General features: G+C 71.3%; 19 protein-coding genes. 14 read left to right on the top strand and 5 right to left on the bottom strand.

All coding sequences use genetic code 11. From position 1 onward, the window contains the following. Nucleotides 1–258 precede the first annotated feature (258 nt). The 4 genes from AS029_RS12065 to AS029_RS12050 all read left to right on the top strand — a co-directional run bounded on the left by AS029_RS12065 (nucleotide 259) and on the right by AS029_RS12050 (nucleotide 3892). A complete protein-coding gene (locus AS029_RS12065; RefSeq protein ID WP_058232851.1) occupies nucleotides 259–1140 on the top strand; it encodes an LLM class flavin-dependent oxidoreductase in 882 nt (293 codons plus the stop codon). Then, the gene (locus AS029_RS12060) at nucleotides 1137–1913 is read left to right on the top strand and encodes an LLM class flavin-dependent oxidoreductase (RefSeq protein ID WP_058232850.1); all 777 of its coding nucleotides are present in this window, start codon (nucleotides 1137–1139) and stop codon (nucleotides 1911–1913) included. Before AS029_RS12065 ends, AS029_RS12060 begins: the two co-directional genes overlap by 4 nt. Nucleotides 1914–2075: 162 nt before the next feature. Beyond that, nucleotides 2076–2699, top strand: a complete 624-nt coding sequence (locus AS029_RS12055) for a hypothetical protein (protein WP_139168110.1) — start codon at nucleotides 2076–2078, stop codon at nucleotides 2697–2699. A 314-nt stretch (nucleotides 2700–3013) separates the two neighbouring features. Further along, the gene (locus AS029_RS12050) at nucleotides 3014–3892 is read left to right on the top strand and encodes a serine hydrolase domain-containing protein (RefSeq protein WP_058233082.1); all 879 of its coding nucleotides are present in this window, start codon (nucleotides 3014–3016) and stop codon (nucleotides 3890–3892) included. A 13-nt stretch (nucleotides 3893–3905) separates the two neighbouring features. Here the strand turns inward: AS029_RS12050 and AS029_RS12045 are convergent, their stop codons facing one another. Next, nucleotides 3906–4400, bottom strand: coding sequence for a GNAT family N-acetyltransferase (locus AS029_RS12045; protein ID WP_058232848.1), 495 nt, complete (start codon nucleotides 4398–4400; stop codon nucleotides 3906–3908). A 49-nt stretch (nucleotides 4401–4449) separates the two neighbouring features. Here AS029_RS12045 and AS029_RS12040 point away from each other — a divergent pair, with 49 nt between their 5' ends. After that, nucleotides 4450–4857: a DoxX family protein gene (locus AS029_RS12040; protein WP_058232847.1), complete on the top strand. Its 408-nt coding sequence runs from the start codon at nucleotides 4450–4452 to the stop codon at nucleotides 4855–4857. A gap of 94 nt (nucleotides 4858–4951) precedes the next feature. On the opposite strand, the gene AS029_RS12035 is transcribed toward AS029_RS12040, so the two are convergent. Continuing rightward, entirely contained in the window at nucleotides 4952–6601 is a 1650-nt protein-coding gene (locus AS029_RS12035) for a RecQ family ATP-dependent DNA helicase (protein ID WP_058232846.1), read from the bottom strand. Between the two features lie 562 nt (nucleotides 6602–7163). On the opposite strand from AS029_RS12035, the gene AS029_RS12030 reads away from it, so the two are divergent. Together AS029_RS12030 and AS029_RS12025 are read left to right on the top strand one after the other, a co-directional pair. Next, nucleotides 7164–8717: an ATP-dependent DNA ligase gene (locus AS029_RS12030; protein ID WP_058232845.1), complete on the top strand. Its 1554-nt coding sequence runs from the start codon at nucleotides 7164–7166 to the stop codon at nucleotides 8715–8717. Continuing rightward, nucleotides 8714–9340: a hypothetical protein gene (locus tag AS029_RS12025; RefSeq protein WP_058232844.1), complete on the top strand. Its 627-nt coding sequence runs from the start codon at nucleotides 8714–8716 to the stop codon at nucleotides 9338–9340. The genes AS029_RS12030 and AS029_RS12025 overlap by 4 nt, the downstream gene beginning before the upstream one ends. A 99-nt stretch (nucleotides 9341–9439) precedes the next feature. Here the strand turns inward: AS029_RS12025 and AS029_RS12020 are convergent, their stop codons facing one another. Continuing rightward, the gene (locus AS029_RS12020; RefSeq protein WP_058232843.1) at nucleotides 9440–10300 is read right to left on the bottom strand and encodes an NYN domain-containing protein; all 861 of its coding nucleotides are present in this window, start codon (nucleotides 10298–10300) and stop codon (nucleotides 9440–9442) included. Nucleotides 10301–10477: 177 nt separating this feature from the next. Next, complete coding sequence (locus tag AS029_RS12015; RefSeq protein ID WP_058233081.1) at nucleotides 10478–11461, bottom strand: Gfo/Idh/MocA family protein; 984 nt, start codon at nucleotides 11459–11461, stop codon at nucleotides 10478–10480. 141 nt (nucleotides 11462–11602) lie between these two features. On the opposite strand from AS029_RS12015, the gene AS029_RS12010 reads away from it, so the two are divergent. The 7 genes from AS029_RS12010 to AS029_RS11980 all read left to right on the top strand — a co-directional run bounded on the left by AS029_RS12010 (nucleotide 11603) and on the right by AS029_RS11980 (nucleotide 20106). Next, nucleotides 11603–12628 (top strand): LacI family DNA-binding transcriptional regulator, encoded by a 1026-nt coding sequence (locus AS029_RS12010; RefSeq protein ID WP_058232842.1) that lies wholly within the window; start codon nucleotides 11603–11605, stop codon nucleotides 12626–12628. A 318-nt stretch (nucleotides 12629–12946) separates the two neighbouring features. Continuing rightward, nucleotides 12947–14053 (top strand): multiple monosaccharide ABC transporter substrate-binding protein, encoded by a 1107-nt coding sequence (gene chvE, locus AS029_RS12005; protein WP_082642287.1) that lies wholly within the window; start codon nucleotides 12947–12949, stop codon nucleotides 14051–14053. Between the two features lie 161 nt (nucleotides 14054–14214). Next, a complete protein-coding gene (gene mmsA / locus AS029_RS12000; RefSeq protein WP_058233080.1) occupies nucleotides 14215–15741 on the top strand; it encodes a multiple monosaccharide ABC transporter ATP-binding protein in 1527 nt (508 codons plus the stop codon). Next, on the top strand, nucleotides 15728–16993 hold the full coding sequence (gene mmsB / locus AS029_RS11995) for a multiple monosaccharide ABC transporter permease (RefSeq protein ID WP_228375947.1): 1266 nt from the start codon (nucleotides 15728–15730) through the stop codon (nucleotides 16991–16993). The genes mmsA and mmsB overlap by 14 nt, the downstream gene beginning before the upstream one ends. A 208-nt stretch (nucleotides 16994–17201) precedes the next feature. After that, nucleotides 17202–18614 (top strand): sensor histidine kinase, encoded by a 1413-nt coding sequence (locus tag AS029_RS11990; RefSeq protein ID WP_082642304.1) that lies wholly within the window; start codon nucleotides 17202–17204, stop codon nucleotides 18612–18614. Then, nucleotides 18602–19267, top strand: coding sequence for a LuxR C-terminal-related transcriptional regulator (locus tag AS029_RS11985; protein ID WP_058232840.1), 666 nt, complete (start codon nucleotides 18602–18604; stop codon nucleotides 19265–19267). Before AS029_RS11990 ends, AS029_RS11985 begins: the two co-directional genes overlap by 13 nt. Next, nucleotides 19264–20106, top strand: a complete 843-nt coding sequence (locus AS029_RS11980) for a hypothetical protein (RefSeq protein ID WP_058232839.1) — start codon at nucleotides 19264–19266, stop codon at nucleotides 20104–20106. The genes AS029_RS11985 and AS029_RS11980 overlap by 4 nt, the downstream gene beginning before the upstream one ends. A gap of 246 nt (nucleotides 20107–20352) precedes the next feature. Here AS029_RS11980 and hrpA read toward each other — a convergent pair whose 3' ends face one another. Next, entirely contained in the window at nucleotides 20353–24507 is a 4155-nt protein-coding gene (gene hrpA, locus AS029_RS11975) for an ATP-dependent RNA helicase HrpA (protein WP_058232838.1), read from the bottom strand. Nucleotides 24508–24515: the final 8 nt, after the last annotated feature.

Raw genomic sequence — 24515 nt, 5'->3', positions numbered from 1 at the left:
TTTCGGCGGGGGTTTCGACTGTGCGCTCCGGAGTCCGGCACACCGGGCGGCGACAAGGGGAGGCTGAGCGGCCCGGGAGCCGCATGGTGGCCGCGGGGGCGGGGTGGGCCAGGCTCCGGAGAGACGTGGGATCCGCGACCTCGCGAGGCGCCTCGGACGGAGTTCGGGCCTAAGCATCCGGAATGCGGCACGACGGCGACGGGGCTCCGCGAGCCACCCCCTGCCGCGATGTCGGAGGTTGGCGGCAGAGTAGACGTCATGAGTCGTATCGGCACGATCTTCAGCCCGTATCCGCACCCTCCCGAAGAGCTTCGCGACGCCGCGCGGGCGGCCGAAGACGCGGGGGTCGAAGAGCTGTGGCTCTGGGAAGACTGCTTCCGCTCGTCGGCGTGGGCCGCAGCGGCCGCGGCCCTGGCCGTCACCGACCATCTGCGCATCGGCGTCGGCATCGCGCCGTTGCCCCTGCGCAACGTCGCGGCCTCCGCCATGGAGGTCGCCACCATCGAGCGCATGTTCCCCGGCCGTCTGCTGCCCGGCTTCGGGCACGGCGTGCAGGACTGGATGCGACAGGTCGGTGCCAAGGCCGCCTCACCGCTCACGCTCATGCACGAGCACCTGCCCGCGCTGCGTGCGCTGCTCGCGGGCGAGACGGTCAGCGCCGAGGGGCGGTACGTGAAACTTCGCGACGTGACCCTCGACTGGCCGCCCGCTCACGCCCCGCTCGTCTATGCCGCGGCCGAGGGTCCGAAGACCCTCGCACTCGCGGGCGCCGTCGCCGATGGCGTCGTGCTCGACAGCCGTCACACCGTCGCCGAGATCGCCGCGGCGGTCGAGACCGTGCAGGCGGGTCGAGCCGGCGCCGGACGCGAGGGTCGTGCCGACGTCGTCGCCTACGTGCTCACCGCCTTCGGTCCCGACGCGCGCGAGCGGGCGACCGCGGTGCTGCGCGATCGTCCCGATGCAGACGATCGTGTGCTCGCGGGATCCGTGTCGGACGTGGCCGAGGGAGTCGCGCGATTCCAGGCGGCCGGCGTCGACGACGTGGTGCTCCTTCCCACCGACGATGTCGACCTCGCGGCGTTCTTCGCGGCCGTCGGTCAGGTGGCGGTATCGGTGCCGCACGCCGGAGGCGTCTCGTGAGCCGCGGCACGGTCTCGCTCGGCCTCGCCGGGTCGCTCGGTCCCGAGGCGATCGCCCGCATCGCGCCCGCTGTCGAAAGCGCCGGCTTCCACACGCTGTGGGTCAACGACACCCCCGACGGCGACGCGCTCGCGGCCCTGGCGGCCGCCTCGCGGGTGACCGAACGCCTGCACCTCGCGACCGGCGTCGTGCCGGTCGACCGCCGTCCGGCTCAGGAGATCGCCGCCGACGTGGCGTCGCTCGGCCTCCCTCTCGACCGGCTGACGCTCGGCATCGGTTCGGGCGCGTCGAAGGAGGGGGCCCTCGCCCGCGTGCGCGACGCGATCGAGGTGCTCCACGGAGAGGGGATGCCCCGCGTGCTGGTCGGAGCGCTCGGGCCGAAGATGCGCCGCACCGGAGCCGAGAGCGCCGAGGGGGTGCTGCTCAACTGGGTGCCGCCCACCGAAGCGCACGCGCAAGCCGGCGCCCTGCACGCGATCGCCCCCGCGGCCCACGTCGCCGTCTACGTGCGCACCGCGATCGTCTCGGCCGCTCGCGCCCGGCTCGACGCCGAGACGGCGCGCTACGCGTCGTTCCCGAACTACGCCGCGAACTTCGAACGGATGGGGGTGGATGCCGCCGACACGACCATCCGCGATGTCACCGAACTGGGCGACGCCCTCGTGGCGTACACCGCGGCCGCCGACGAGGTCGTGCTGCGCGCCATCGTGCCGGAGGACACCGTCGAGGCGTACGTCGATTTCGCCCGCCGCACGGCACCGTCACCGGGCTGAGCCGCGACGTGCTGCCCGGGCGAGCGTGGCTGAACTGCCCGGGCGAACGCCCGCCGTGCTGCTGGGGCAGGGCCCGCCCTGGCGCCCGGGTGCGCGCACCCCGCCGCTCGCGCGCACATTCCGCTGCCCGTCCGGTCCCCGCGTGCGACATAGCATGGGGCCATGCGACGACTCCCGGTGACCGTGACGGCCGTTTTCGCCGCGGCGGCCCTGCTCGCCGGATGTGCCGGCGCCCCCGCGGCCGGCGGCGGGGCGGTGACCGAGACCGCTGCGCCTCGCGTCGGGCCGCCGCCCGCGACGCAGGAACCCTACCTCGGTTCGGAGCCGTCACCGACGGTCCCGGCGACGCCCGATGCCGCCGCGGTGGCGCAGGCTGCTTCCTGGCTCGACGCGATCGTGCTGCCCGAGGGAGCGGTGCGCGCCGAGGGCGGCGGAGCCGTGGGCTTCTTGTCCCACACGGGCTGGATCTGCACTCCCATCGCCGAGGAGGGCGCCGTGTGGCGCATTCCCGGGGCGAGCGTGGCGCAGACGGTCAACTGGATCCGCGAGAACCCGCCCGCCGATCTCGTGAGCACGGCCTACGGCTTCCTCCCCGACGATACGGTCACCTCGTCCGCGGCGACCGGCTTCACCCCGGCCGATCGCTCGCAGCAGGGCGTCGTCCTCACCGTCCAGCAGAGCGACGACGGGGTGGCCGTGCGTGCCGAGGTTGCGGCGCTGTCTGCGGCATCCGTGTGTCCGCCCCCGCCGGGCGGAGGCACCTGGGGTCTTCCCGGCCAGGGCTGAGGACCGCACTCGCACCGCCCGCGTGTGTGTCCCCGGGCAGGCCTGAGGGCCGCACCGGCGGAGGCCGCAGGCGTGTGTGTCGCCGGGCAGGCCTGAGGACCGCACCGGCGGAGGCCGCAGGCGCGTGTAAGCCCGGGCAGGCCCAAGGGCCGCACTCGCGCAGCCCGCTGGCGTGTCAGCGAATAAGGGTGAGGTCCGCACCGGCGGAGGCCGCAGGCGTGTTCGCGAACTAGGGCTGAGGGCCGCACTCGCACCTCTCGCGGGACCAGCCCGGCGGGCTGCCCTGCAGGAGACCGCCCGCTACGGTGGACGCCATGCCTGACCCTCGCCGTGCCCTCGACGCCATGGTCGCGGCGATCGACGACGAGAGGCTCGGTGCCCATGGCATCCACGTCCTCATCGGCGACGAAGGCGTCGAGCACCGGTGGGCACCCGATGAGCCGGCCGACGTGTACTCCGCGTCGAAAGGGGTGAGCGTGATCGCCGCCGGCATCGCGATCGACGAGGGCGTTCTCTCCATCGACACGCGCGCCGTCGATGTCCTGCCCCAGAACGACATCGGCTCGGGCGTGGAGCAGGTGACCCTGCGAGATCTGCTGACGATGACGAGCGGCATCGATTTCGAGTGGTTCGCCGGCGACCCCACGCCCGGCGTCGATCTCGCCTCAGCGATGCTGCGCACGCCGTCGCGGGGACCGGGCCGCGTGTTCCAGTACTCCGACGCGAGCACGTACGTCGCGATGCGGATGCTCGCGTCCCGCGTCGGCGACGTGCACGAATGGCTGGGTCCGCGCCTGTTCGAGCCCCTCGGCATCCCGCACCCGACATGGCGGCGCTGCCCGCGGGGACACGTTCTCGGCGGCAGCGGGCTCGAGCTGCGCACCAGCGAGCTCGCGCGCGTCGGACGGCTTCTTCGCGACGGCGGTCGCATCGGAGAACGACGACTCGTGGATGCCGCCTGGGTCGCGGCGATGCACGACGACGGGTTCGACACCGGCGCGCCGGCCCCCTGGTCACGGTACGGGCGGGGGTGCTGGAGCGGACCGGGCAGTGGGTGGCGTCTCGACGGCCTCTACGGCCAGTACGTTCTCGTCGTCCCGGCGCGCGACGCCGTCGTCACCATCACGGCGTACGAGCAGGAGCGCGATCACCGCCTCGTCGAGATCGCGGCGGAGGCGATCGAGACCGTCTGACGCGTGAACGGCCTCAGCGGACGAGTCGCACGGTGCGGGGGATCGGCCCGAACGACGATTCGGCCCCGTCGGGGCGGAAGCCGTTACGGCGATAGAACGCGTGCGCGCGGGGATTGTCGGCGGCGACCCACAGCTGCGCCGGACGATCTCCGAGCACGGCGTCGAGCAGAGCCTGACCCGCGCCGCTGCCGTGGGCCCGGCCGAGCACGTACAGCATCGTCAGCTCCTCCGCCCGCGCCGCCGCCGGATCGTCGACGGGCTGGACGGCGGCGAAGCCGACAATCTCACCATCGAGGCGGGCGACCAGCGTCGTGAAGGCGCCCCGGTCGAGGTTCTCGCGCCACATGCCGATCCGGCGATCGACGGCGAACCACGGGCTCGTATCGGGGTCGTCGACGAAGCGTCCGTAGGTTTCGCGCCACGACGTCGCGTGGATCGTCGCGATCGTCACGGCGTCATCGCGCTCCGCGGGGCGGACGTCGAGGGCTTCGTCGTCGGTCGTCGGCATGTCGGGAGCCTACGGCCCCCGGCGGTTCAGCGGGTGCAAGACTGACCGGATGCCACATCGTCGAGGTCTCACCGTCCGATCGGCCGCGCGGGGGGCTCTCGCCCTGCTCCTGGTCGGCGCCGGAAGCGGTCACCTCACGTGGGGGAGGCGTGGCTACCGCATCGTCGTGCCGGGCTGGGCGACGCGCCTGCTGCACACGGATAAGGACGCCATCGTCGTGGCATCCGGTGCCGTCGAGATGGTGCTCGGCGTCGCACTCATCGCGCTGCCCGGGGAACGCCGACGCATCGGCGCGGCCATCGCCGCCTTCTTCGTCGCCGTGTTTCCGGGCAACGTGCACCAGTGGCGCACCGGTCGCTCTGCGCCGGGACTCAACACGGATCGCGCGCGTTTCGTGCGGCTGTTCCTGCAGCCGGTGCTCGTCGCGTGGGCGTGGTGGGCGACGCGGGCGCGCTGACGCATCCCGGATGCCGGTGCGCGCTGCGGGGTGCCGGTGGCGGATGCCGGGTCGCCGAATGCCGGTGGGTTCTGCTCGCCGCCGAGCCGCGCCACTACGCCGCGTCGCCGAGTTCCAGGATGCCGTTGTCGAAGGCCGCGCGGGCGAGCACCTTGTACCCGTGCTCGGGGAAGAAGACCGTGAGCCGGTCGTCTTCGATCCCCATCACCGTGCCGGTGCCGAACTCGCCGTGCTCGACGGTGGAATCGATGCGGATGCCGTCGTTCTCGGCGTCGTGGGCCGGGGCATCGACGGGGGCCGATGCTCCCGCGTCGCAGCGGTCGCACGCTCCGCACTGCGCGGGCGTCTCGACACCGAAGTACTCGAGCAGCGCCCGTCGACGGCATTGGGTGGTCTCGGCGTAGCCCCGCATGATCTCGATGCGCGAGGCCCGGATGCGCTCTTCTGCCTCGTCACGCTCACGCACGGCGCTCACGGCGTCACCCGCCGCGACCTTCTCGACGACGCTGACGCCCTCGGGGCCCGATGCCGCCAGGCCACACGCGACGAGCTGGTTCAGCACGCGGCCGATGGCGCGCGTCGACCGTCCGCTCTCGTCGGCGATGGCCTTCGCGCGCAGAGGCTTCTTCGCCCGCCGCAGCGCATCCCACACCCCGGCGATGTCGGCGCGCTTTGTGTGTCCGCCGGCGAAGAACGACCGCAGCGAGAAGTCCTCGGCACGGTAGTGCAGGATCGCCCGCGCGGGCTGTCCGTCGCGGGCCGCGCGCCCGATCTCCTGGGCGTACGAGTCGAGCGACTCGGTGACGTCGGCGTGTACGACGAGGCGCACGTCGCTCTTGTCGACGCCCATGCCGAACGCCGACGTCGCCACCACCACGTCGAGCTCGCCCGCGCTCCAGGCGGAGTGCACCTCGTCGCGCTTCTTCTGCGCCATGGCGCCGTGGTACGCGGCGGCCCGCAGCCCCAGGGCGGTCAGCTCGTCGGCGTAGGCGTCGGTCTCTTTGCGCGTCGCCACGTAGAGCAGCGCCGGGCCATCGGCATCCTGTACATCGGCGACGACCGCGCGACGCTTGTCGACGTCGTGCTCGTGACGGCGCACGGCCAGGTGGATCTCGGGGCGGTCCATGCCGCGCACCTCGAGGTGCGGATCGCGCATGCCGAGGCTCGACACGATGTCATCGCGGACGGGGGCGGATGCCGTGGCCGTCAGCGCCAGCACCGGCGGGTGCCCGAGCGCCTCGACGGCGTCGCCGATGCGGGCGTAGTCGGGGCGGAAGTCGTGGCCCCACGCCGAGACGCAGTGCGCTTCGTCGACCACGACGAGGCGCACGTCGGCATCCGCCAGGCGGTCGAAGACCTCGCTGTTGGCGAGCTGCTCGGGAGCCAGGAAGGCGTACACCGCGTCACCGCTCTCGATCGCGGCCCACGCCGCCTTCTTCGCGGACGCACTGGTGCGGGAGTTCAACGCGACCGCGGCGGGCGCGTCGGGGGCGGCGTCGATCGAGTCGATCTGGTCGCGCTGCAAGGCGAGGAGCGGTGAGATCACGACGGTGACGCCGCCCAGCTCGCAGCCCGCGATCTGGTACACCGCCGACTTTCCCGCGCCGGTGGGGAACACGACGAGCGTGTCGCGCCCGCTCACGACCGCGTCGATCGCCTCGGCCTGCCCGGGCAGCAGGTCGTCCCAGCCGAACACCTCACGGGCGGTACGGGCGGACTGTTCGAGCGTTGCGGGAGCGTTCACGGAGACCTCATTCCTGGGGAGCCCCCAGCACACCCCAGACCTCCGACATCGCGCCGGGGGTTGCGACCTCCGGTCACGTGTGGTCCGCGTCATCCGTCCACGCGCTCGAGGCGGGCGGCTCGCCGTGTGCGAGCAGGACCCCTGCAATCCTGTGCGGCGCGGGCGGTGCGGCAGCATCTGGGGCGGGTTCTGCAGAAGGTGTGCGCGTTGTGCGCCTGAGCTGCGTGGCTGCCGGGTGGCTCGGCTGGCCTGACGGCCCGGCGGCCCGGCGGCCCGGTGGCCCGGCGGCTCGGCTGTCCGGAGGCCGACGGCAGAACTCCGGCAACACTGTCGGGTGGGGCGCCTGCAGGGCGTCCGCGCGGAAGCCTGCAGGAGTCGTGCGCGACCGACCGGCTCTGAGCGTCGGGGGAGTGCATGCCGACGGTGGGAGGTCGGCGAGAGGCGCCGGCGCCGGCGGCGGGAGGTGCGGGATGCGCCGATGCCGACGGGCGGACGGATGCCACGACAACGGCGCCGACGCAAGCGCGCGGGCGATGTCGGAGGGGGATGCCAGGATGCCGACATGCTCTTCGGCGACATCGAGACGGCCCTCGCGGCGGTGACGCAGACGCGCTCGCGCCTGGCGAAGGTCGACGCGCTCGCCGGGGTGCTGCGCGCGCTCTCGCCCGACGAGGTCGTTCCGGCCGTCGGCCTACTCACGGCCGCGCCTCGTCAGGGCCGGCTCGGTGTCGGGTGGCGCACCCTGTCGAGCCGTGGCGGAACCCACGCCGACACGTCGGTGCTCACGGTGCGCGACATCGACGAGACGTTCACGCGGCTCACCGAGATCGGCGGCGCCGGCTCGGCGGCGCGACGCACCGCACTGCTCGACGACCTCGCCGAGCGGGCGACGGCCGCCGAGTGGCAGCTGCTCATCCGCGTCATGACCGGCGAACTGCGTACCGGTGCTCTCGAGGGGGTGCTCCTGGATGCCATCGCCCGCGCGTCCGACCGCGACGGCGCCGCGGTGCGCCGCGCCGCGATGCTCTCCGGCGACCTCGGCGAGACGGCCGTGGTCGCCCTCACCGGGTCGGTCGACGATCTCGCCGCCGTGGGACTCGTCGTCGGGCGAGGAGTCCAACCGATGCTGGCCTCGACCGCCGGCTCCGTCGCCGAGGCGCTCGAGATCGCGGGCGTCGCGTCGGTGGAATACAAGCTCGACGGGGCACGCGTCCAGGTGCATCGCCGGGGCGACGAGGTGCGCGTCTACACCCGCACGCTGGCCGATGTCACGCACCGGGTGCCCGAAATCGTCGAGGTGGTGCGCGGCCTGCCGGTGACCGAGGTGATCCTCGACGGCGAGACGCTGTCGCTCGACGACGACGGCGCTCCGCGCCCGTTCCAAGACACGATGGCCCGCTTCGGCGCCGAGACCGCGAGAGAGATCGCGCTGCGGCCGTGGTTCTTCGACGTGCTCCACGTCGACGGCCGAGACCTCGTCGACGAACCGCTGTCGGCTCGGCTGGCCGAGCTCGATCGCATCGCGGCTCCTTGGCGCATTCCCGCCGTGACCACCGACGATCCCGAGACGGCCGACGACTTCGCGCGGTCCGCTCTCGCGGCCGGCCACGAGGGCGTGATGGTGAAGGGGCTCGACGCCCCCTACACGGCGGGCAGACGCGGCAAGAGCTGGCTGAAGGTCAAGCCCGTCCACACGTTCGACCTCGTCGTGCTCGGTGTCGAGCGCGGCTCCGGCCGGCGGGCGGGATGGTTCTCGAACCTTCATCTGGGGGCCCGCGACCCGCACGGGCTCTTCGGGGAGCCGGGCGGCTTCGTCATGGTCGGAAAGACCTTCAAGGGCCTCACCGACGAGCTTCTGACGTGGCAGACCGCGCATTTCTCCGAGCGTGAGACGGGCGAGGTGCCCGGTGGCATCCGGGTGGTGCCCGACACCGTCGTCGAGATCGCCATCGACGGCGTGCAGCGCTCCGTGCGCTACCCCGGCGGCGTGGCCCTGCGCTTCGCGCGGGTGAAGGCGTACCGCTCCGACAAACGTGCGGCCGAGGCCGACACCATCGACACGTTGCGGGCGATGCTGCCCGCCAGCGGCCCCGACGACGAGAGGATGACGCGATGAGTCTGGCCCCCTGGCTCGACGGTGAGCTCGGCTACCGGAGTTTCGGCACACCGGGCGCCCCCCGTGCCGTGTTCGTGCTGCGCACCGGCGATGTGGCGACCACGGACCCCGATGCGCGGATCACCTCCGCCTACGACGTGCGGGTCGTCGCGGTCGGCCTCGACGCTCCCGAGCTCGAAGATCCGCCGGTCTTCGGCGGTCAGACCCCCGCGGGACTCACCGTCGAGGCTCTGCGCGCGTTGCTGGAGCGCGAGGCGCCCGAGGCGAAAGTGGGCGTGGTGGGGGAGCGATCGGCCGGGCCGATCGCGATCTACCTCGCGGCGGCGATGGGACCGATCGTCGACCGCCTCGCGATCGTCGGCGTGCAGAGTCCGTCCGACCCGCTCAGTCGCGACCTGCGCACGCCGCTGCTCGACCACCTCGACGCCGAAGTGCTCGTCGTCGTCGGCGGCGACGGTCCGGCCGACGCCACGGATGCTGACTGGTACGTCGAGCGGATGAGGTCGGCCGAGGCCGAGATCGTCCCCTCCGACGAGATCGCCTCGGTCAACGGTCACGTGACGCTGACCTCGGTGTGGGATCGCGTGCTCGCGCACGTCGCGCCCGGCGCCGAACGCCGCTGAGCGGACAACCTCGGGCTCGAGCGACGTCCGCCATGCCGGGCCGCACGCCGGCGCCTCAGGCCCGAGCGATGTCCGGCTGCCGGGCCGCACGCCGGCGCCTCAGGCCCGAGCGACCGGCTTGACCTGTACGACGTTGGACTCCTCGTCGACCTCGACGTGATCGGTCTGCGCCTTGAGGAAGTCGGAGAAGCTCCGGAAGCCGAGCGCCTTCTCGCTGAACGACGGGTCGAGGCGCTTCATGAGGTCCTTCACAGCCGACGCGTGCAGCCATTCGCCGTCGGCGCGTTCGCCCTCGAGCTGCATGGCCCGCTCGAGCAGGTCGACGGCGGGATCCTTCGAGCGCTTGCGGGCGCGGGGCCGCGAGGGCGTGGCATCCTTCTTCGTCTCCGACAGCTTCGGGATGCCGGGAAGCGAGTCGTACGCGTCGAAGCGATCGCATGCCGCCGCGAGCGACTTCGCCGTCGAGCCAGCGACGCCGACACCGACGACGTACCGCCCCAGACGCTTGCACCGCTGGGCGAGGGGCACGTAGTCGCTGTCGCCGGCGACGATGACCACGTGGGTGAGGTCGGGCAGGCGGAACATGTCTTCCACGGCATCCACCGCGAGGCGGATGTCGGCGCCGTTCTTCGCGTACGCCGCGGCCGGGAACAGCTGCACGAGGTCGACCGCGCGCGCGACGAGCTGCGAACGGTATTCGGCGTTCACCGGGGCCGACCAGTCGGCATATGCCCGCGTGAGAACGAGCGTGCCGAAGGATGCCGCGTAGTCGATGATCGCGCCCACGTCGATCGTCGCCTTCGTCAGGCGCTCGGTGATCTCGGGGTCGACCGGGCTCTCGGCGATCTTCTGCCGGTCGCGCGAATAGGCGTTGCGCCCGTGCACGCGGTCGTACCACGACATGACGATGTTGTCGAAGTCGAGGTAGACGGCGACGCGGGCGCTCTGAGTGTCGGGCATGCGTCCAGTCTGGCCCGTCGGCGCGGACCGCACATCAGCCCGCGCCGCGATCCCGCGCCCTCGGCCCGCGCCAGAAGCCGTGTTCGTAGCCCGCGTGATGGCGCCGCGCGCCAAGGTCCCTCGAGCCGCAATACCGCCGCGCTCCCGCGCGCCCGGCCCGCCGTCGGTTCGACGGACTCAGCGCTCCCCGGGGTAGACGACGCCGATCTGCCGGCGCACCTCGTCGAGCACGCCCATGATCGCGACGCTCTCGTCGATCGAGAGCACGTCGTTCGTCGCGCCGTCACCCGCGGCGAAGCGCTCCGCGGCGAGGGCCTGATACTGCATCCCGCGTCCCTCGACCTCCGAGACGAAGTCCTCGAGCACGTCGCCGTCGGGCGAGACGACCCGGAACGAGGTCGGGGTGTACCAGACGCGATCGATCTCGATACGGGCCTCGGTTCCGACGATCTGCGCCGCGTTCGCGCCGGCACCGCGCGACGACGACACGGTGGTCGAGACGGCCCCACCCGCGTGCGTGAAGATCGTGGCGACCTCGGCGTCGCTCTCGGCATCCGAGAGGCGGGCGAGCGCCGTGACGCGCTCCGGCAGACCCAGCACGTCGATGGCGAACGAGATCGGGTAGATGCCGAGGTCGAGCAGCGCGCCGCCCCCGAGTGCGAGGTCGTTGAGCCGGTGCGAGGGGTCGCTGGGCAGCTTCTGCGTGTGGTCGGCCGAGACGACGCGCACCTCGCCGAGGGTGCCGGCGGCGAGGATCTCTCGGATGCGCACCATGTGGGGCAGGTAGCGCGTCCACATCGCCTCCATGGCGACAAGCCCCTTCGCAGCGGCCCGGTCGCGAATCATCGCGGCCTCGGTGGCGTTGAGGGTGAGCGGCTTCTCGACGAGGACGTGCTTGCCGTGATCCAGCGCCAGCAGCGCGTTGTCGACGTGCCCGGGGTGAGGCGTGGCGATGTAGACCATGTCGACGTCGGGGTCGGCCACGAGCTCTTCGTACGAGCCGTGGGCGTTCGGGATGCCGTATTGCTCCGCGAAGTCGCGGGCGCTGTCGAGCCGGCGCGAGCCGACGGCGGCGATGTCGAGACCTGCCGTGCGCAGGTCGGAGGTGAAGGCGTGGGCGATGCCGCCCGTTGCGAGGATGCCCCAGTGCAGTCCGGTCATGGCCTCCACCGTATCGGCGCGGAGCGCGAGCAGGGCCACGCTCCGTGGATGCCGGCACACCCGGCACGCCTGTTCTCGCGTCGTCGGTTATCCTCGTGTGACCGGTCACGCAACAGCGCGCGACCCGCAATGAGGCGGACCATGAGCGACACCGATATCCCGGAGGCGACGGGGCGCGCCCCGAGCATCCGCGACGTCGCGCGATTGGCGGGCGTGTCGTACCAGACGGTCTCGCGGGTGATCAACAACAGCTCCCAGCTGCGTCCCGAGACCGCCGAGAAGGTGCGTTCGGCCATCGCCGAGCTGAAGTTCGTGCCGAATCAGGCCGCGCGGGCGCTCGCCACCAGCCGGTCCCGTCTGATCGGGGTGCTGGGTCCGCGCGTGACGACCCACGGCGCGGCATCCACGGTGCAGGCGATCGAGTCCGCCGCGCGGGCTGCGGGGTACCGCCTCACCGTCACCAATCTCGCCACCAGCGATCCCGACGACGTCCGCGCCTCGATCGACCACCTCATGCAGCAGTCCATCGAGGGGCTGATCGCGGTGGCGCCGCAGACACGCGTCGTGCCCGTGCTCGAGGAGCTGAAGCTGCCCGTCCCGGTGCAGACCGTGGCCTCCGCCGGCGTCTCCACCTCGCACAACGATCAGGCGGCCGGAGCGCGCGCCGCGGTGCGCCACCTCATCGAGCTCGGGCACACGCGCATCCTGCACATCGCCGGCCCCCGGGACTGGGTCGAGGCCGACCACCGCATGCGCGGCTATCTCGCCGAGATGGATGCCAACGATCTGGCGCCGCGGCCGCCGGTGCTCGGCGACTGGTCGGCGCAGTTCGGTTACGAGGCCGGTCTGGAGCTGTTGCGCACCGAGGATGCCACGGCGGTCTTCGCGGGCAACGACCATATGGCACTGGGCTTCATGCATGCCGTCCGGGCCATAGGCCGGTCGGTGCCGGAGGACATCTCGGTCGTCGGCTTCGACGACGTGCCGGAATCGGCGCACCTCTGGCCGCCGTTGACGACGGTGCGGCAGGACTTCGTGGGCATCGGCACCCGTGCCGTGGTCGATCTGCTCGCCGCTCTGGGCGAGTCGCCGGGCGATGTCCCGTCGGCGGAACCCGATCACCTGCGGTTGATCGTGCGGTCGTCGACGGCTCCGCCCTCGCGCTGAATCGTCACGTTTCGGCAACGGCTGCACGTCATTCGTACCGGGACTTGACAGGTCGACCTCAGAGCGGGGTACCATCACACACACAATGTGAACGGTCACATGACCGGGTCACACGGCCGACGGGACTCGCTGCGGAGCGAATCCGTCGAGACGAAGACGTTTCGAACGACACGGATGCCCGCGTCGCCGACCGGCACTTCGTTTCGCCCCCGAGACCGTGCGAGCCGTACGCGAACCGTCAGCACTGCCCGCGGCGGACTCCAGGCGAGACGCCGCATCTAACACCCAATGGAGGGAACCAGAGTGAAGAAGCACAGCATGCTCAAGGCGGTCGCCGGAGCCGGCGTCCTGGCGCTCGGCATCGGTCTGGCCGGTTGCGCCGGCGACCGCACCGGCGGCGGCAGCGGCGAGGGCGAGCAGGAGGCGGGCGGCATCATCGGCGTCGCGATGCCCACGCAGCAGTCGGAGCGCTGGATCGCGGACGGCAACAACGTCAAGTCGCAGCTCGAGGAGCTGGGCTACCAGGTCGACCTGCAGTACGCCAACGACGACATCCCCACCCAGGTCTCGCAGATCGAGAACATGATCACCACGGGCGCCAAGGCCCTGATCATCGCCTCCATCGACGGCACCACGCTCACCGACGTGCTGCAGCAGGCCAAGGACGCGAACATCCCCGTCATTGCTTACGACCGCCTCATCAACGGGACCGAGAACGTCGACTACTACACGACGTTCGACAACTACAAGGTCGGCGTGCAGCAGGCCACCTCGCTCCTCACCGGCCTCGGCGTCCTCGACGCCTCGGGCGCCGACACGGGTGCGGCCGGTCCCTTCAACGTCGAGCTGTTCGCCGGAAGCCCCGACGACAACAACGCCACCTTCTTCTGGAAGGGCGCCATCGACACCCTGCAGCCCTACCTCGACAAGGGCACGCTCGTCGTCCCGTCGGGTCAGACTGACTTCGGTCAGGCCGCCATCCTCCGCTGGCTGCCCGAGACGGCGCAGAAGCGCATGGAGAACATCCTCACCGTCATCGGCGGCACCAAGCTCGACGGCGTCCTCTCGCCCTACGACGGCCTCTCGATCGGCATCATCTCGGCCCTCACCTCGGGCGGCTACGCGGCCAACGCCCTGCCGGTCATCACCGGTCAGGACGCCGAGGTCGGCTCGATCAAGTCGATCATCGCCGGTGAGCAGTACTCGACGATCTTCAAGGACACGCGCGAGCTCGCCAAGCAGGCCGTGACCATGGTCGACGACATCCGCAAGGGCGAGACGCCCGAGGTCAACGACGAGGAGACGTACGACAACGGCAGCAAGGTCGTCCCGTCGTACCTGCTCGAGTCGACGATCGTCACGAAGGACAACTACAAGGAGATCCTCGTCGACAGCGGTTACTACACCGAGGCCGACCTGGGCTGATCCCGCGGGGAGGGCTCCGGCCCTCCCGCCCCGCCTCCGCCGCGGCCCGTTCGGGTCGCGGCGGAGGTTCCCGCGGGTGCGCCCGATGCGCGCCCGCCCCACCATCCCGACCGGCCCTGAGCCGGTTCTGCAAGGAGGACCTCGTGAGCACCATCCTCGAGATGCGCTCGATCACCAAGGAGTTCCCCGGCGTCATCGCGCTCGCCGACGTGTCGCTGACCGTCGAGCGCGGAACGGTTCACGCCATCTGCGGCGAGAACGGCGCCGGAAAGTCGACCCTTATGAAGGTGCTCAGCGGTGTGTACCCCGCGGGCGACTATCGCGGCGAGATCGTCTTCGACGGCAACACCGTCGAGTTCAAAGACATCCGCGACAGCGAAGCGGCCGGCATCGTCATCATCCACCAGGAGCTGGCGCTCAGCCCCTACCTCTCGATCGCCGAGAACATCTTCCTCGGCAACGAGATCACCCACCGTGGGCTCATCGACTGGGATGCCACGAACCGCGAAGCGGCGAAGCTCCTCGCCCGCGTGGGTCTCGGCGACAGCCCCGACGTGCCCGTCAACGAGATCGGCGTCGGAAAGCAGCAGCTCGTCGAGATCGCCAAGGCCCTGTCGAAGGACGTCAAACTCCTCATCCTCGACGAGCCGACCGCGGCCCTCAACGACGACGACTCCGAGCACCTGCTCGACCTGATCCGCCACCTCAAGGGCCAGGGGATCACCTCGATCATCATCAGCCACAAGCTCAACGAGATCCGCGCGATCGCCGACGAGGTCACCATCATCCGCGACGGTCGCACGATCGAGACGCTGGACGTGGCCACCGGCGGCACCAGTGAAGACCGCATCATCCGCGGCATGGTCGGCCGCGAGCTCGAGAACCGCTACCCCGACCGCGACGTCGAGATCGGCGACGAGGTGCTGCGCATCGAGGACTGGAACGTCAGCCACCCCACGGATGCCACGCGCACCGTCATCCATCAGGCCAACCTCAACGTCCGCGCGGGCGAGGTCGTCGGTATCGCCGGCCTCATGGGCGCGGGCCGCACGGAGCTTGCGATGAGCGTGTTCGGCAAGAGCTTCGGCTCGCGCATCTCGGGCACCGTCTACATCAATGGCAAGAAAGCTGACACCTCCACGGTCCCCAACGCCATCCGCAGCGGTCTCGCCTACGTGACCGAGGACCGCAAGGGCGCCGGGCTCAACCTCATCGACACCATCAAGCGCAACATCTCGCTCGCCGGGATGCGCAAGCTGGTCAAGGGCGGGTTCGTCGACGGCGACGAGGAGTACGTGGTCGCCAACCGGTACCGCAAGTCGATGAACATCAAGGCACCCAGCGTCGATGTCGTCGTCGGCAAGCTCTCGGGCGGCAACCAGCAGAAGGTCGTGCTGTCGCAGTGGCTCTTCTCCGACCCCGAGGTGCTGATCCTCGACGAGCCGACCCGCGGTATCGACGTCGGCGCGAAGTACGAGATCTACACGATCATCAACGCCCTCGCGGCGCAGGGGAAGGGGGTGCTGGTCATCTCGAGCGAGCTGCCCGAGCTCCTCGGCATCTGCGACCGCATCTACACCCTCAGCGAAGGCCACATCACCGGCCAGCTGCCCATCGAACAGGCCACTCCCGAGGCACTCATGGTGCTCATGACGAAGGAAAAGGAAGCCGACCATGTCAGCGCTTGACAACACCGTGACCCCGAAGGGTCCTGCCACGCCGAAGGGTCCCGTCGGCGGCGGCGCCGGCAGCGGTGCCGGGGGCATCGTGCAGTTCTTCACCTCGCGCCTGCGCGAGATCGGCATCTTCATCGCCCTCATCGTCATCGTTCTGCTGTTCCAAGCGCTGACCGGCGGACGCCTGCTCACCGCGGGCAACGTGTCGAACATCATCGTCCAGAACAGCTACATCCTGATCCTGGCGATCGGCATGGTGATGATCATCATCGCCGGTCACATCGACCTGTCCGTCGGTTCGGTCGCCGCCTTCGTCGGTGCCGTCTCGGGTGTGCTGATCGTGCAGTGGGGCCTGCCCTGGTGGCTCGGCATCACGCTGTCGCTCCTGCTCGGTGCGGTGGTCGGCATGTGGCAGGGCTTCTGGGTGGCCTACATCGGCATCCCGGCGTTCATCGTGACCCTGGCGGGCATGCTCCTGTTCCGCGGTCTGACGCAGATGACCCTGGGCAACACGCAGATCACGCCGTTCCCGACCGAGTACCGCCAGCTCGGCGGCGGGTACCTCTTCCCCGACCTGTTCCCGGCGTCCTCGTCGCCGGCGGAGTGGATCACCGTCGCCCTCGGCGTGCTGACGCTCGTGCTCTTCGTGACGTCGCAGGTGCGTCAGCGCACCAAGCGTGCGGCGCTGGAGCTGCAGAACGAGCCCCAAGTGGCGTTCCTCGTCAAGGTCATCGGCGGCGGTGCGCTCATCGCCTACCTGACCTACCTGCTGGGCGTCGCCCCCGGCTCGCGCGGCACGCCCATCGTGCTCGTGGTGCTCGCCGTGCTGATCATCGGCTACTCCACGGTCATGAGCCGCAGCGTCTTCGGCCGCCACATCTACGCCATCGGTGGCAACCGCACCGCCGCGAAGCTGTCGGGCATCAACACCCGTCGCGTCGACTTCCTGCTCTTCGTCAACATGGGCGTGCTCGCGGCCCTGGCCGGCATCGTGTTCACGGGCCGCCTGAACTCCGCCGGTCCCGGCGCCGGAAACCTCTTCGAGCTGGATGCCATCGCGGCATCCTTCATCGGTGGAGCCGCCGTGCAGGGTGGTGTCGGCCGGGTGGTCGGCGCGATCGCCGGTGGTCTGGTCATGGGTGTGCTCAACAACGGCATGTCGCTGATGGGCATCTCGACCGACGTGCAGCAGTTCATCAAGGGTCTCGTGCTGCTGCTGGCCGTCGCCTTCGACGTGTGGAACAAGAACCGCACCCGCGGTTGATCCACGCTCTCCCCGAACGCCCCGTCGCTCTGTGCGGCGGGGCGTTCGTGCTGCCGCCGACATCCCCCCGCGTGAGGGGTCAGTCTTCGTCGCCGCCGATGGTGCGGGGCGACGATGATCGACCCCTCACGCATCTTCGGGATAACCCGAACGGCGCCGGGGGCTGACCGGGCGGTGCCGCGCGGGGCGGAGTCATAGCGTGGATGCCATGACCTCGGCATCCGTTCTCCCGCCCCCGCCGCCGCTGCCCGGCGCATCCTCCGACTCCGCCGCGCCCGGCGCCGCGGCTGCAACCGGCACCTCCGCCGCGCCCGGCGCCGCGGCCGCGCATGACGCCGCGACATCGACGACGCCGCCGGCCGCGACCACGGTCGCCGTGCCGCCGAAGGTGCGCATCTCGTCGCCCGGCCGTGTGGCCGGCGCCGCCGCTCACCTCGCCGCGCTCGGCGTGGTCGGCCCCGCGGTCTTCACCGCCCTGTTCAGCCTGTTCGGCTCGGGCTTCGGACTGCTTCCGGCTCTGCTCATCGGCGTCGTCGTCCTCGTCGCGTTCGTGTACGCGCTGTTCGCGGTGGCCTGGTTCGAGCGGGCCCGCGTCGACGGCCTCTACCGCCTGGGTCTGGCGCCCTTCCGTCCGCGTCGCAGCGCCAAGCCCGGCTTCGTCGGCGTGCTGCACACGATCTGGCTGCAGGCCATCGATCCGCTGCAGTGGCGGGCCGTGGCATCCTTCGCCGTCGCCACCGTGCTGGGCCTGATCACCGTCACGGCGATCGGGATCGTCTCGTGGGGCATCGGCCTCGTCGTCAGCCCGATCTTCGGCTGGTCCGACACGCGCCTGCTGGGCATCGTTCCGCTGCCGGGCATCGCCGCGCCGCTCACCGGAGCGGCCGCCGTCATCGTCGCGCTCGGCGCGATCGTGGGACTCGCGATCCTGCACGGTGTGATCGTGCGGGCGATCTTCGTCCCCTCGCGCGAGGCGCAGCTCGTCGAGCAGGCCCGCACCTCCGACACGCGTCGCGCCGGCGCGGTCCGTGCCGCCGAAGTCGAGCGCACGCGCATCGAACGCGACCTGCACGACGGCGTCCAGCCGCGCCTGGTCTCGATCGGCATGACGCTGGGCCTGGCGCAGACGAAGATCGACGACGACCCCGAGACGGCGAAAGCTCTCGTCGCCGAGGCGCACGCCTCGACCAAATCGGCCATCACCGAGCTCCGGCAGCTCGCCCGCGGCATCCACGCCTCGGTGCTCGAGGACCGGGGGCTGGATGCCGCGCTGTCCGCCCTGGCATCCCGCTCCCACATCCCGGTGACCCTCGACGTGCGGCTGCCCCGTCGCTGCGGACGCGCCGCCGAGGAGGCCGTGTACTTCGCGATCGCCGAGACCCTCACCAACGCCGCCAAGCACTCCCGCGCCGCCGCCTGCCGTGTCGACGTGCGGGTCCGCGAAGACGGGTCGCTGTGGGCCCGCGTCGAAGACGACGGGCTCGGCGGGGCGCGCATCGTGCCCGGCGGCGGTCTCGACGGCATCGTCAACCGCGTCACCGCCGCAGGCGGCACCGCACGCATCGACAGCCCGCAGGGCGGTCCGACGACGGTGGAGGTGAACGTCCCGTGCGCGTCCTGATCTGCGAAGACTCCGTGCTGCTGCGCGAGGGGCTCGTGCGCCTGCTCGCCGACGACGGTCACGAGGTCGTCGCCGCGCTTCCGGATGCCACCGGGCTCGCCGCCGCGGTCGCCGAGACGACGCCGGAGCTCTGCATCCTCGACGTGCGCCTTCCGCCGACCTGGACCGACGAGGGCATCCGCGCCGCGATCGCGCTGCGGCAGCGGCATCCGGGACTCGCGGTGCTCGTGCTGTCGCAGTACGTCGAGGAGCGCTACGCGAGCGATCTGATCGCCGACGGGCAGGGGGCGCTCGGCTACCTGCTCAAAGACCGGGTGGCCGACGTCGCCGACTTCCTCGCCGCCGTCGCTTCGATCGCGGGCGGGGCCACCGTGCTCGATCCCGAGGTCGTCGCGCAGCTGCTGACCCGGCGCCGCCGCGACGAACGCCTGCAGAGCCTCACCGAGAGAGAGCGCTCGGTGCTGGCCCTGATCGCCGAGGGGCGCTCGAACCAGGCGATCGCGAACGCGCTGTTCGTGTCGGAGGCCAGCGTCGAGAAGTACATCACCGCCATCTTCACCAAGCTCGGCCTGGAGCAGGACGAGACCGGCAACCGCCGCGTCATCGCCGCCCTCGTGCACCTGGGCCACGACACCACCGGAGCGACCTCATGACCACTTCCGCCCCCACCCCTGCGCCCTCCGCTTCCGAGCCGCCTCGTCGCCGCGGTGCCGCGTTCGCCGTGTCGGTGGTCACCATCGTGGTCGGCGCCTGCGTGGCCGTCGGCACCCTCGCCGGCACCGGGGTGTCGGCGGTGGCGAGCATGGCCGACTGGCGGGGGCAGACCGCCACCTACGACAGCTCCGTCGACGACTCGATGCCTCAGCTGGCCGACCTCGACATCGATCTCGCGGGCGGCGCGTTGACGGTCGAGTTCGGCGACGTCGCCTTCGCCCAGCTCGACGCCGACAGTCACGGCCGGAAGGGCTGGACGTTCGAGCGCGACGGCGACTCCCTGCGGGTCGCGTCGCCGTCGGGCACCTTCGTCGACTGGGGGAGCGGCTCGCGCGCCACGCTCACTCTGCCGCGCGAGCTCGACGGGTCCGGGATCCGCGCCGACATCCAGGTCACGGGCGGCGCGCTCGATGTGACCGGCGACTTCGGCGACATGTCGGTGGAGGTCGCGGGCGGCACGGCCTCGGTCGACGGCGTCGCGCGCGACATCGACCTCACCCTCTCGGGGGGTTCCGCCACCGCCCGGATCCAGGATGCCGAGACCGCGGCGTTCGAGGTCGCCGGCGGCGAGCTGACGGCGACGCTGAGCGGCGTCGCCCCGACCCGCACCGATGTCGAGGTGACCGCCGGCTCCGCCGACATCACCCTGCCCGACGACGAGTACAACGTGCGCGTCGACGACGGTCTCGGCTCGGTCGACAACGACCTGCGCACGAGCTCCTCGGCGGTGGCCGAGGTCGACGTCACCGCGACGATGGGTTCGGTGCGCCTGCACTGACGCGCCGCCGCGCCCCGCGCTGCCGCGCCCGGCGCGTGAGGGGTCAATTTTTGTCGCCGAGGCGCGTCCGAAGCGACAGTATTTGACCCCTCACGCGTGCGGGAAGCGCCAGGCGACGAAGCCGGCGGAACCAGCGGCCGCCGAGTCACGGCGCTTCGCGTGAGTCGCCAGGTTTTGTCGCTTCGCGGACCCCTCAAGCGACAAATCCTGGCAAGTCACGCGGCGGATCGTGCAGCGCCGCGCGACTCAGGCGCTCTTCAGGGCCTTCGCGATGCGCTGCGGAGACACCGGCTCGGCCGTGCCGAGGCGCTGGGCGAAGAGGCTCACGCGCAGCTCCTCCAACAGCCAGCGCGTCTGCACCAGGTTCGCGGGGGCACCCGCCGGAAGCGGCACCGTGCCGCCGGCCTCGACGAAGCCCGCGGCCGCACGCTCGTACTCGGTCATGCGCTGGCGGTCGCGCCCGGGATTGTCCGACAGGGTCTTCACCCGCTCCAGCGCCCCGGCGAGGTAGCGGGGGTAGTGCTGCAGGCGCGTCAGGCCGGTGCGCGAGAGGAAGCCCGGGAACAGCAGGCCCTTCACCTGCCCCCGCACGTCGTTGAGCGCGCCCAGAAGGGTGATGGATGCGGCATCTTTCATCGCCCGCTCGACCTCGCGCTGCGCGAGCAGGATCTTCGCCGCGAGCGACACCGTCTGGAACGTGCGCTCGACGGAGGCCGCAGAGAACGCATCGCGCACCCGCTCGAATTCGGCTCTCGTGCGGACGACGCCGGTCGGGCTCTCGCGCCCGAGGATGTCGTCGGCCAGGGCCACGCGCGCATCCTCGATCAGCGCCTTCGCGTTCTGGTAGGGGGATGCCGCGAGCGCGAGCTTCTCGTTCGCGGTGAGGTGGTCGAGCACGTAGGTGGCGGGCGACGGCACGGCGAGCAGCATCAGGCGCAGGATGCCGGCGCGCGTGTGTCGTGCAGCATCCTCGGGTGTCGCCTCGACGCGCAGGGCCACGCTGTCGCCCTCGTCGACGAGCGCCGGGTAGCCGCGCACGACACCACCGGCGACGGGCGTGTCGACGACCTCGGTGAGTTCGTCGAGGTCCCAGGTGGTCAGCTTCGTGCGCGAGGCAAAGGCGGGGGAGGCTTCCGCGACCTTCGCGGCTCTCTGCGGGGGCCGAGAGATCGTCGACTCGACGCTGGAGCGGGCCCGGTCGGCCAGTCGTCGCTGCAGCGCGCCGAGGTCGCGATCGCTGCCGACCGCCCGGCCCCGGGCGTCCACCGCCCGGAACGAGGGGAGGAGATGCGCGGGAACGCGCTCGAGCTCGAAGTCGGCGGCGCTCACGCGCTGGTTCGCCACGCGCTGCACAAGGGCCGCGAGGGCGTCGACGAGCGTCGTCTTGGGCAGGCCGTTCGCGTGCTCCGGGCCCTTCTCGGCGAGTTCGGCGGAGAATTTCTCGGCCCAGTCGGCGGCGGGTACGACGTTGCGGCGGATGGTCTTCGGCAGCGCCCGCAGCAGCGCCGTCACGAGCTCGTCGCGCATGCCGGGCACCTGCCAGTCGAACCCATCGGGGCGCAGCTGCGCGAGCAGCGGCAGCGGCACCACGACCGTGACACCGTCGTCGGGTGCGCCCGGCTCGAAGCGGTACGCGAGGTTGAGGGTCTGATCGCCCTGGCGCCAACGCGCCGGGAAGGCGCGGTCATCGCCCTGGGCGCGGTCGCCGGTGAGGTCGGACTCGCGCAGGTCGAGCAGATTCGGCGTGCGGTGGATGGCATCCTTCCACCACGCCTCGAACGAGCGCACGTCGGTGACGTCGGCGGGGATGCGCGCGTTGTAGAACGCGAACACCGCCTCGTCGCCGATGAGGATGTCGCGGCGGCGCTCGCGCTCCTCGATCTTCTCGAGCAGTCGGCGCTGCTCGACGTTGCGACGGAGGAACGCGGTCAGGCGCTTGTCGAGCACCGACGGGTCCCACTCGCCCTCCACCAGCGCGTGCCGCACGAACATCTCGCGCGCCAGGGGCCGGTCGAAGCGCGCGAGCTGCACCCGGCGCCGGCCGACGAGTTCGACACCGAAGAGGGTGACCTTCTCGTAGGCGGCGGCGGAGCCGGCATCCTTCGACCAATGCGGCTCGCTCAGCGAGCGTTTCACCAGGTCGGGTGCGAGATCTTCGGCCCACGCCGGATCGACGGCGGCGACCGTGCGGGCGAACAGGCGCGAAGTTTCGACGAGCTCGGCCGCCATGACCGCCGACGGGCGCCTCTTCTTCAGCCCCGAGCCGGGGAAGATCGCGAAGCGGGCGCCGCGAGCACCGATGTACTCGCCCTTGACCGGGCGGGCGTCGCCCGGGGCCTTGCGGTCCTTGGCCTGCGCCATCGTGCGGGGATCCAGGATGCCGAGATGCGACAGCAACCCCGACAGGATCGCGCGGTGGATGGCATCGCCGGCGGCGTGGCCCTCGGGGGCGCCGGTGCTCTGTCCGGGGCCCGCTGAGGCGTGATCCGAACGGTGCGGTCGGGAGGGGTCGGACTCCGCACGGAGGGGGACACGGTTGCGCCCGCCGCCGCCGTCGCGCCCACCACCCTCGCCGCCGAGCGACCGCAGTTGCCGGTGCACGTCGACCCATTCGCGCACGCGCACGTAGTTCAAGTGCTCGCTGCGGCACAGGCGCCGGAAGGCGCTCGAGCCGAGTTCGGCCTGCTTCTGCTGCAGGTACTCCCACAGGTTGAGCAGCGAGAGGAAGTCGCTGGTCGGGTCGGTGAACCGTGCGTGGAACCGATCGGCTTCCTCGCGCCGCTCCTCGGGTCGTTCGCGCACGTCCTGGATCGACATGCCCGACACGATGGCCAGCACTTCGGCCGACACGTCGTTGCGCCGGGCCTCGATGAGCATGCGGGCGAAGCGCGGGTCGATCGGCAGCCGGGCGATCTCGCGGCCGATCTCGGTGAGGCGGGGGCCGCTGTCGTCGTTGCGTCCGCCGCGTCCGCGCGAGGGGTCTCGGTCGGGCCGGTCGTCGCGCGCGCGTGCCCCCGGCGCCGGCAGCTTCACCGCACCGAGCTCGACGAGCAGGTCGAACGCCGCCTTCACACCGCGCGAGTCGGGCGGTGTGAGGAACGGGAACGCCTGGATGTCGCCGAAACCGAGCGACAGCATCTGCAGGATCACGGATGCCAGCGACGTGCGCAGGATCTCGGGTTCGGTGTACTCGGGGCGACGCGCGAAGTCGTCTTCGGAGTAGAGCCGGATCGCCACGCCGGGCGAGGTGCGGCCAGCACGACCCGACCGCTGCTGCGCCGACGCCTGCGACACGGCCTCGATCGGCAGGCGCTGGATCTTCGAGCGGTTGCTGTAGCGCGAGACGCGGGCGGTGCCGGTGTCGACGACGTACCGGATGCCGGGGACGGTGAGGCTCGTCTCGGCGACGTTGGTTGCGAGGATGACGCGGCGGCGCACGCCGGCGACGGTGGAGCGCTCGAAGACGCGGTGCTGCTCGGCGGCCGACAGGCGGCCGTAGAGGGGAAGCACCTCGGTGGGGGCGGCGTCCTTCTGGTAGGCCCCGCGGATGGCATCCGCGGCGTCTCGGATCTCGGCCTCGCCGGGGAAGAACACCAGCACGTCGCCCGGGGGCTCCCGGTCGAGCTCGCGCAGGGCCGCCACGACGGCCCCGACCTCGTCGACGTCGTCGCTGTCGCGTCTGCCCGGTACCGCGCTCCGGAGTTTCTTCGGCTGCGGCGGCGGGGTGGCGGCATCCGAACCTTCGTCGTCGGCGTTCTCCGGAGCCTGGTCCGCGCCGTCGAGCGGCCGATAGCGGATCTCGACCGGATACGTCCGCCCCGACACCTCGATGACCGGCGCGGGCACCGGCTCGCCGCCCGGCTGGGCGGGTGCGGCGGCGAAGTGCCGCGCGAAGCTCTCGGGGTCGATCGTCGCCGAGGTGACGACGACCTTCAGGTCGGGCCGCTTCAGCAGGATGCGACGGAGGTAGCCGAGCAAGAAGTCGATGTTGAGCGAGCGCTCGTGCGCCTCGTCGACGATGATCGTGTCGTAGCGGCGCAGGAGCCGGTCGCGGTGGATCTCGTTGAGCAGGATGCCGTCGGTCACCAGCGCCACGCGCGTGTCGGCCGAGACCTTGTCGGTGAAGCGCACCTTGTAGCCGACGGTCGAGCCGAGGGGCACCTGCATCTCGTCGGCGATGCGCTCGGCGATCGTGCGCGCGGCGATGCGGCGGGGCTGCGTGTGGGCGATGGAGGTGCGGCCGAGCTCGAGGCAGATCTTCGGCAGCTGCGTGGTCTTGCCCGACCCGGTCGCGCCCGCGACGATCACGACCTGGTGGTCGCGGATGGCGCGCGCGATCTCGTCCCGCGCGGCGCTGACGGGCAGCTCGGGCGGGTAGACGATGACGGGTTCGACAGACACAGCCTTTC

The sequence above is a fragment of the Microbacterium enclense genome, assembly GCF_001456955.1.
Lineage (GTDB): Bacteria > Actinomycetota > Actinomycetes > Actinomycetales > Microbacteriaceae > Microbacterium > Microbacterium enclense.
Note: the sequence above shows the minus strand (reverse complement) of the source record. Positions and strands in the feature narration are given on the sequence as shown.

Coding starts and splice junctions, on each gene's coding strand:
- AS029_RS12065 (WP_058232851.1), top strand. CDS start 259: ATGAGTCGTATCGGCACGATCTTCAGCCCGTATCCGCACCCTCCCGAA.
- AS029_RS12025 (WP_058232844.1), top strand. CDS start 8,714: ATGAGTCTGGCCCCCTGGCTCGACGGTGAGCTCGGCTACCGGAGTTTC.
- mmsA (WP_058233080.1), top strand. CDS start 14,215: ATGCGCTCGATCACCAAGGAGTTCCCCGGCGTCATCGCGCTCGCCGAC.
- AS029_RS12055 (WP_139168110.1), top strand. CDS start 2,076: ATGCGACGACTCCCGGTGACCGTGACGGCCGTTTTCGCCGCGGCGGCC.
- AS029_RS12045 (WP_058232848.1), bottom strand. CDS start 4,400: ATGCCGACGACCGACGACGAAGCCCTCGACGTCCGCCCCGCGGAGCGC.
- AS029_RS12020 (WP_058232843.1), bottom strand. CDS start 10,300: ATGCCCGACACTCAGAGCGCCCGCGTCGCCGTCTACCTCGACTTCGAC.
- mmsB (WP_228375947.1), top strand. CDS start 15,728: ATGTCAGCGCTTGACAACACCGTGACCCCGAAGGGTCCTGCCACGCCG.
- AS029_RS12050 (WP_058233082.1), top strand. CDS start 3,014: ATGCCTGACCCTCGCCGTGCCCTCGACGCCATGGTCGCGGCGATCGAC.
- chvE (WP_082642287.1), top strand. CDS start 12,947: ATGCTCAAGGCGGTCGCCGGAGCCGGCGTCCTGGCGCTCGGCATCGGT.
- AS029_RS12030 (WP_058232845.1), top strand. CDS start 7,164: ATGCTCTTCGGCGACATCGAGACGGCCCTCGCGGCGGTGACGCAGACG.
- AS029_RS11980 (WP_058232839.1), top strand. CDS start 19,264: ATGACCACTTCCGCCCCCACCCCTGCGCCCTCCGCTTCCGAGCCGCCT.
- AS029_RS11990 (WP_082642304.1), top strand. CDS start 17,202: ATGACCTCGGCATCCGTTCTCCCGCCCCCGCCGCCGCTGCCCGGCGCA.
- AS029_RS12015 (WP_058233081.1), bottom strand. CDS start 11,461: ATGACCGGACTGCACTGGGGCATCCTCGCAACGGGCGGCATCGCCCAC.
- AS029_RS12010 (WP_058232842.1), top strand. CDS start 11,603: ATGAGCGACACCGATATCCCGGAGGCGACGGGGCGCGCCCCGAGCATC.
- AS029_RS12040 (WP_058232847.1), top strand. CDS start 4,450: ATGCCACATCGTCGAGGTCTCACCGTCCGATCGGCCGCGCGGGGGGCT.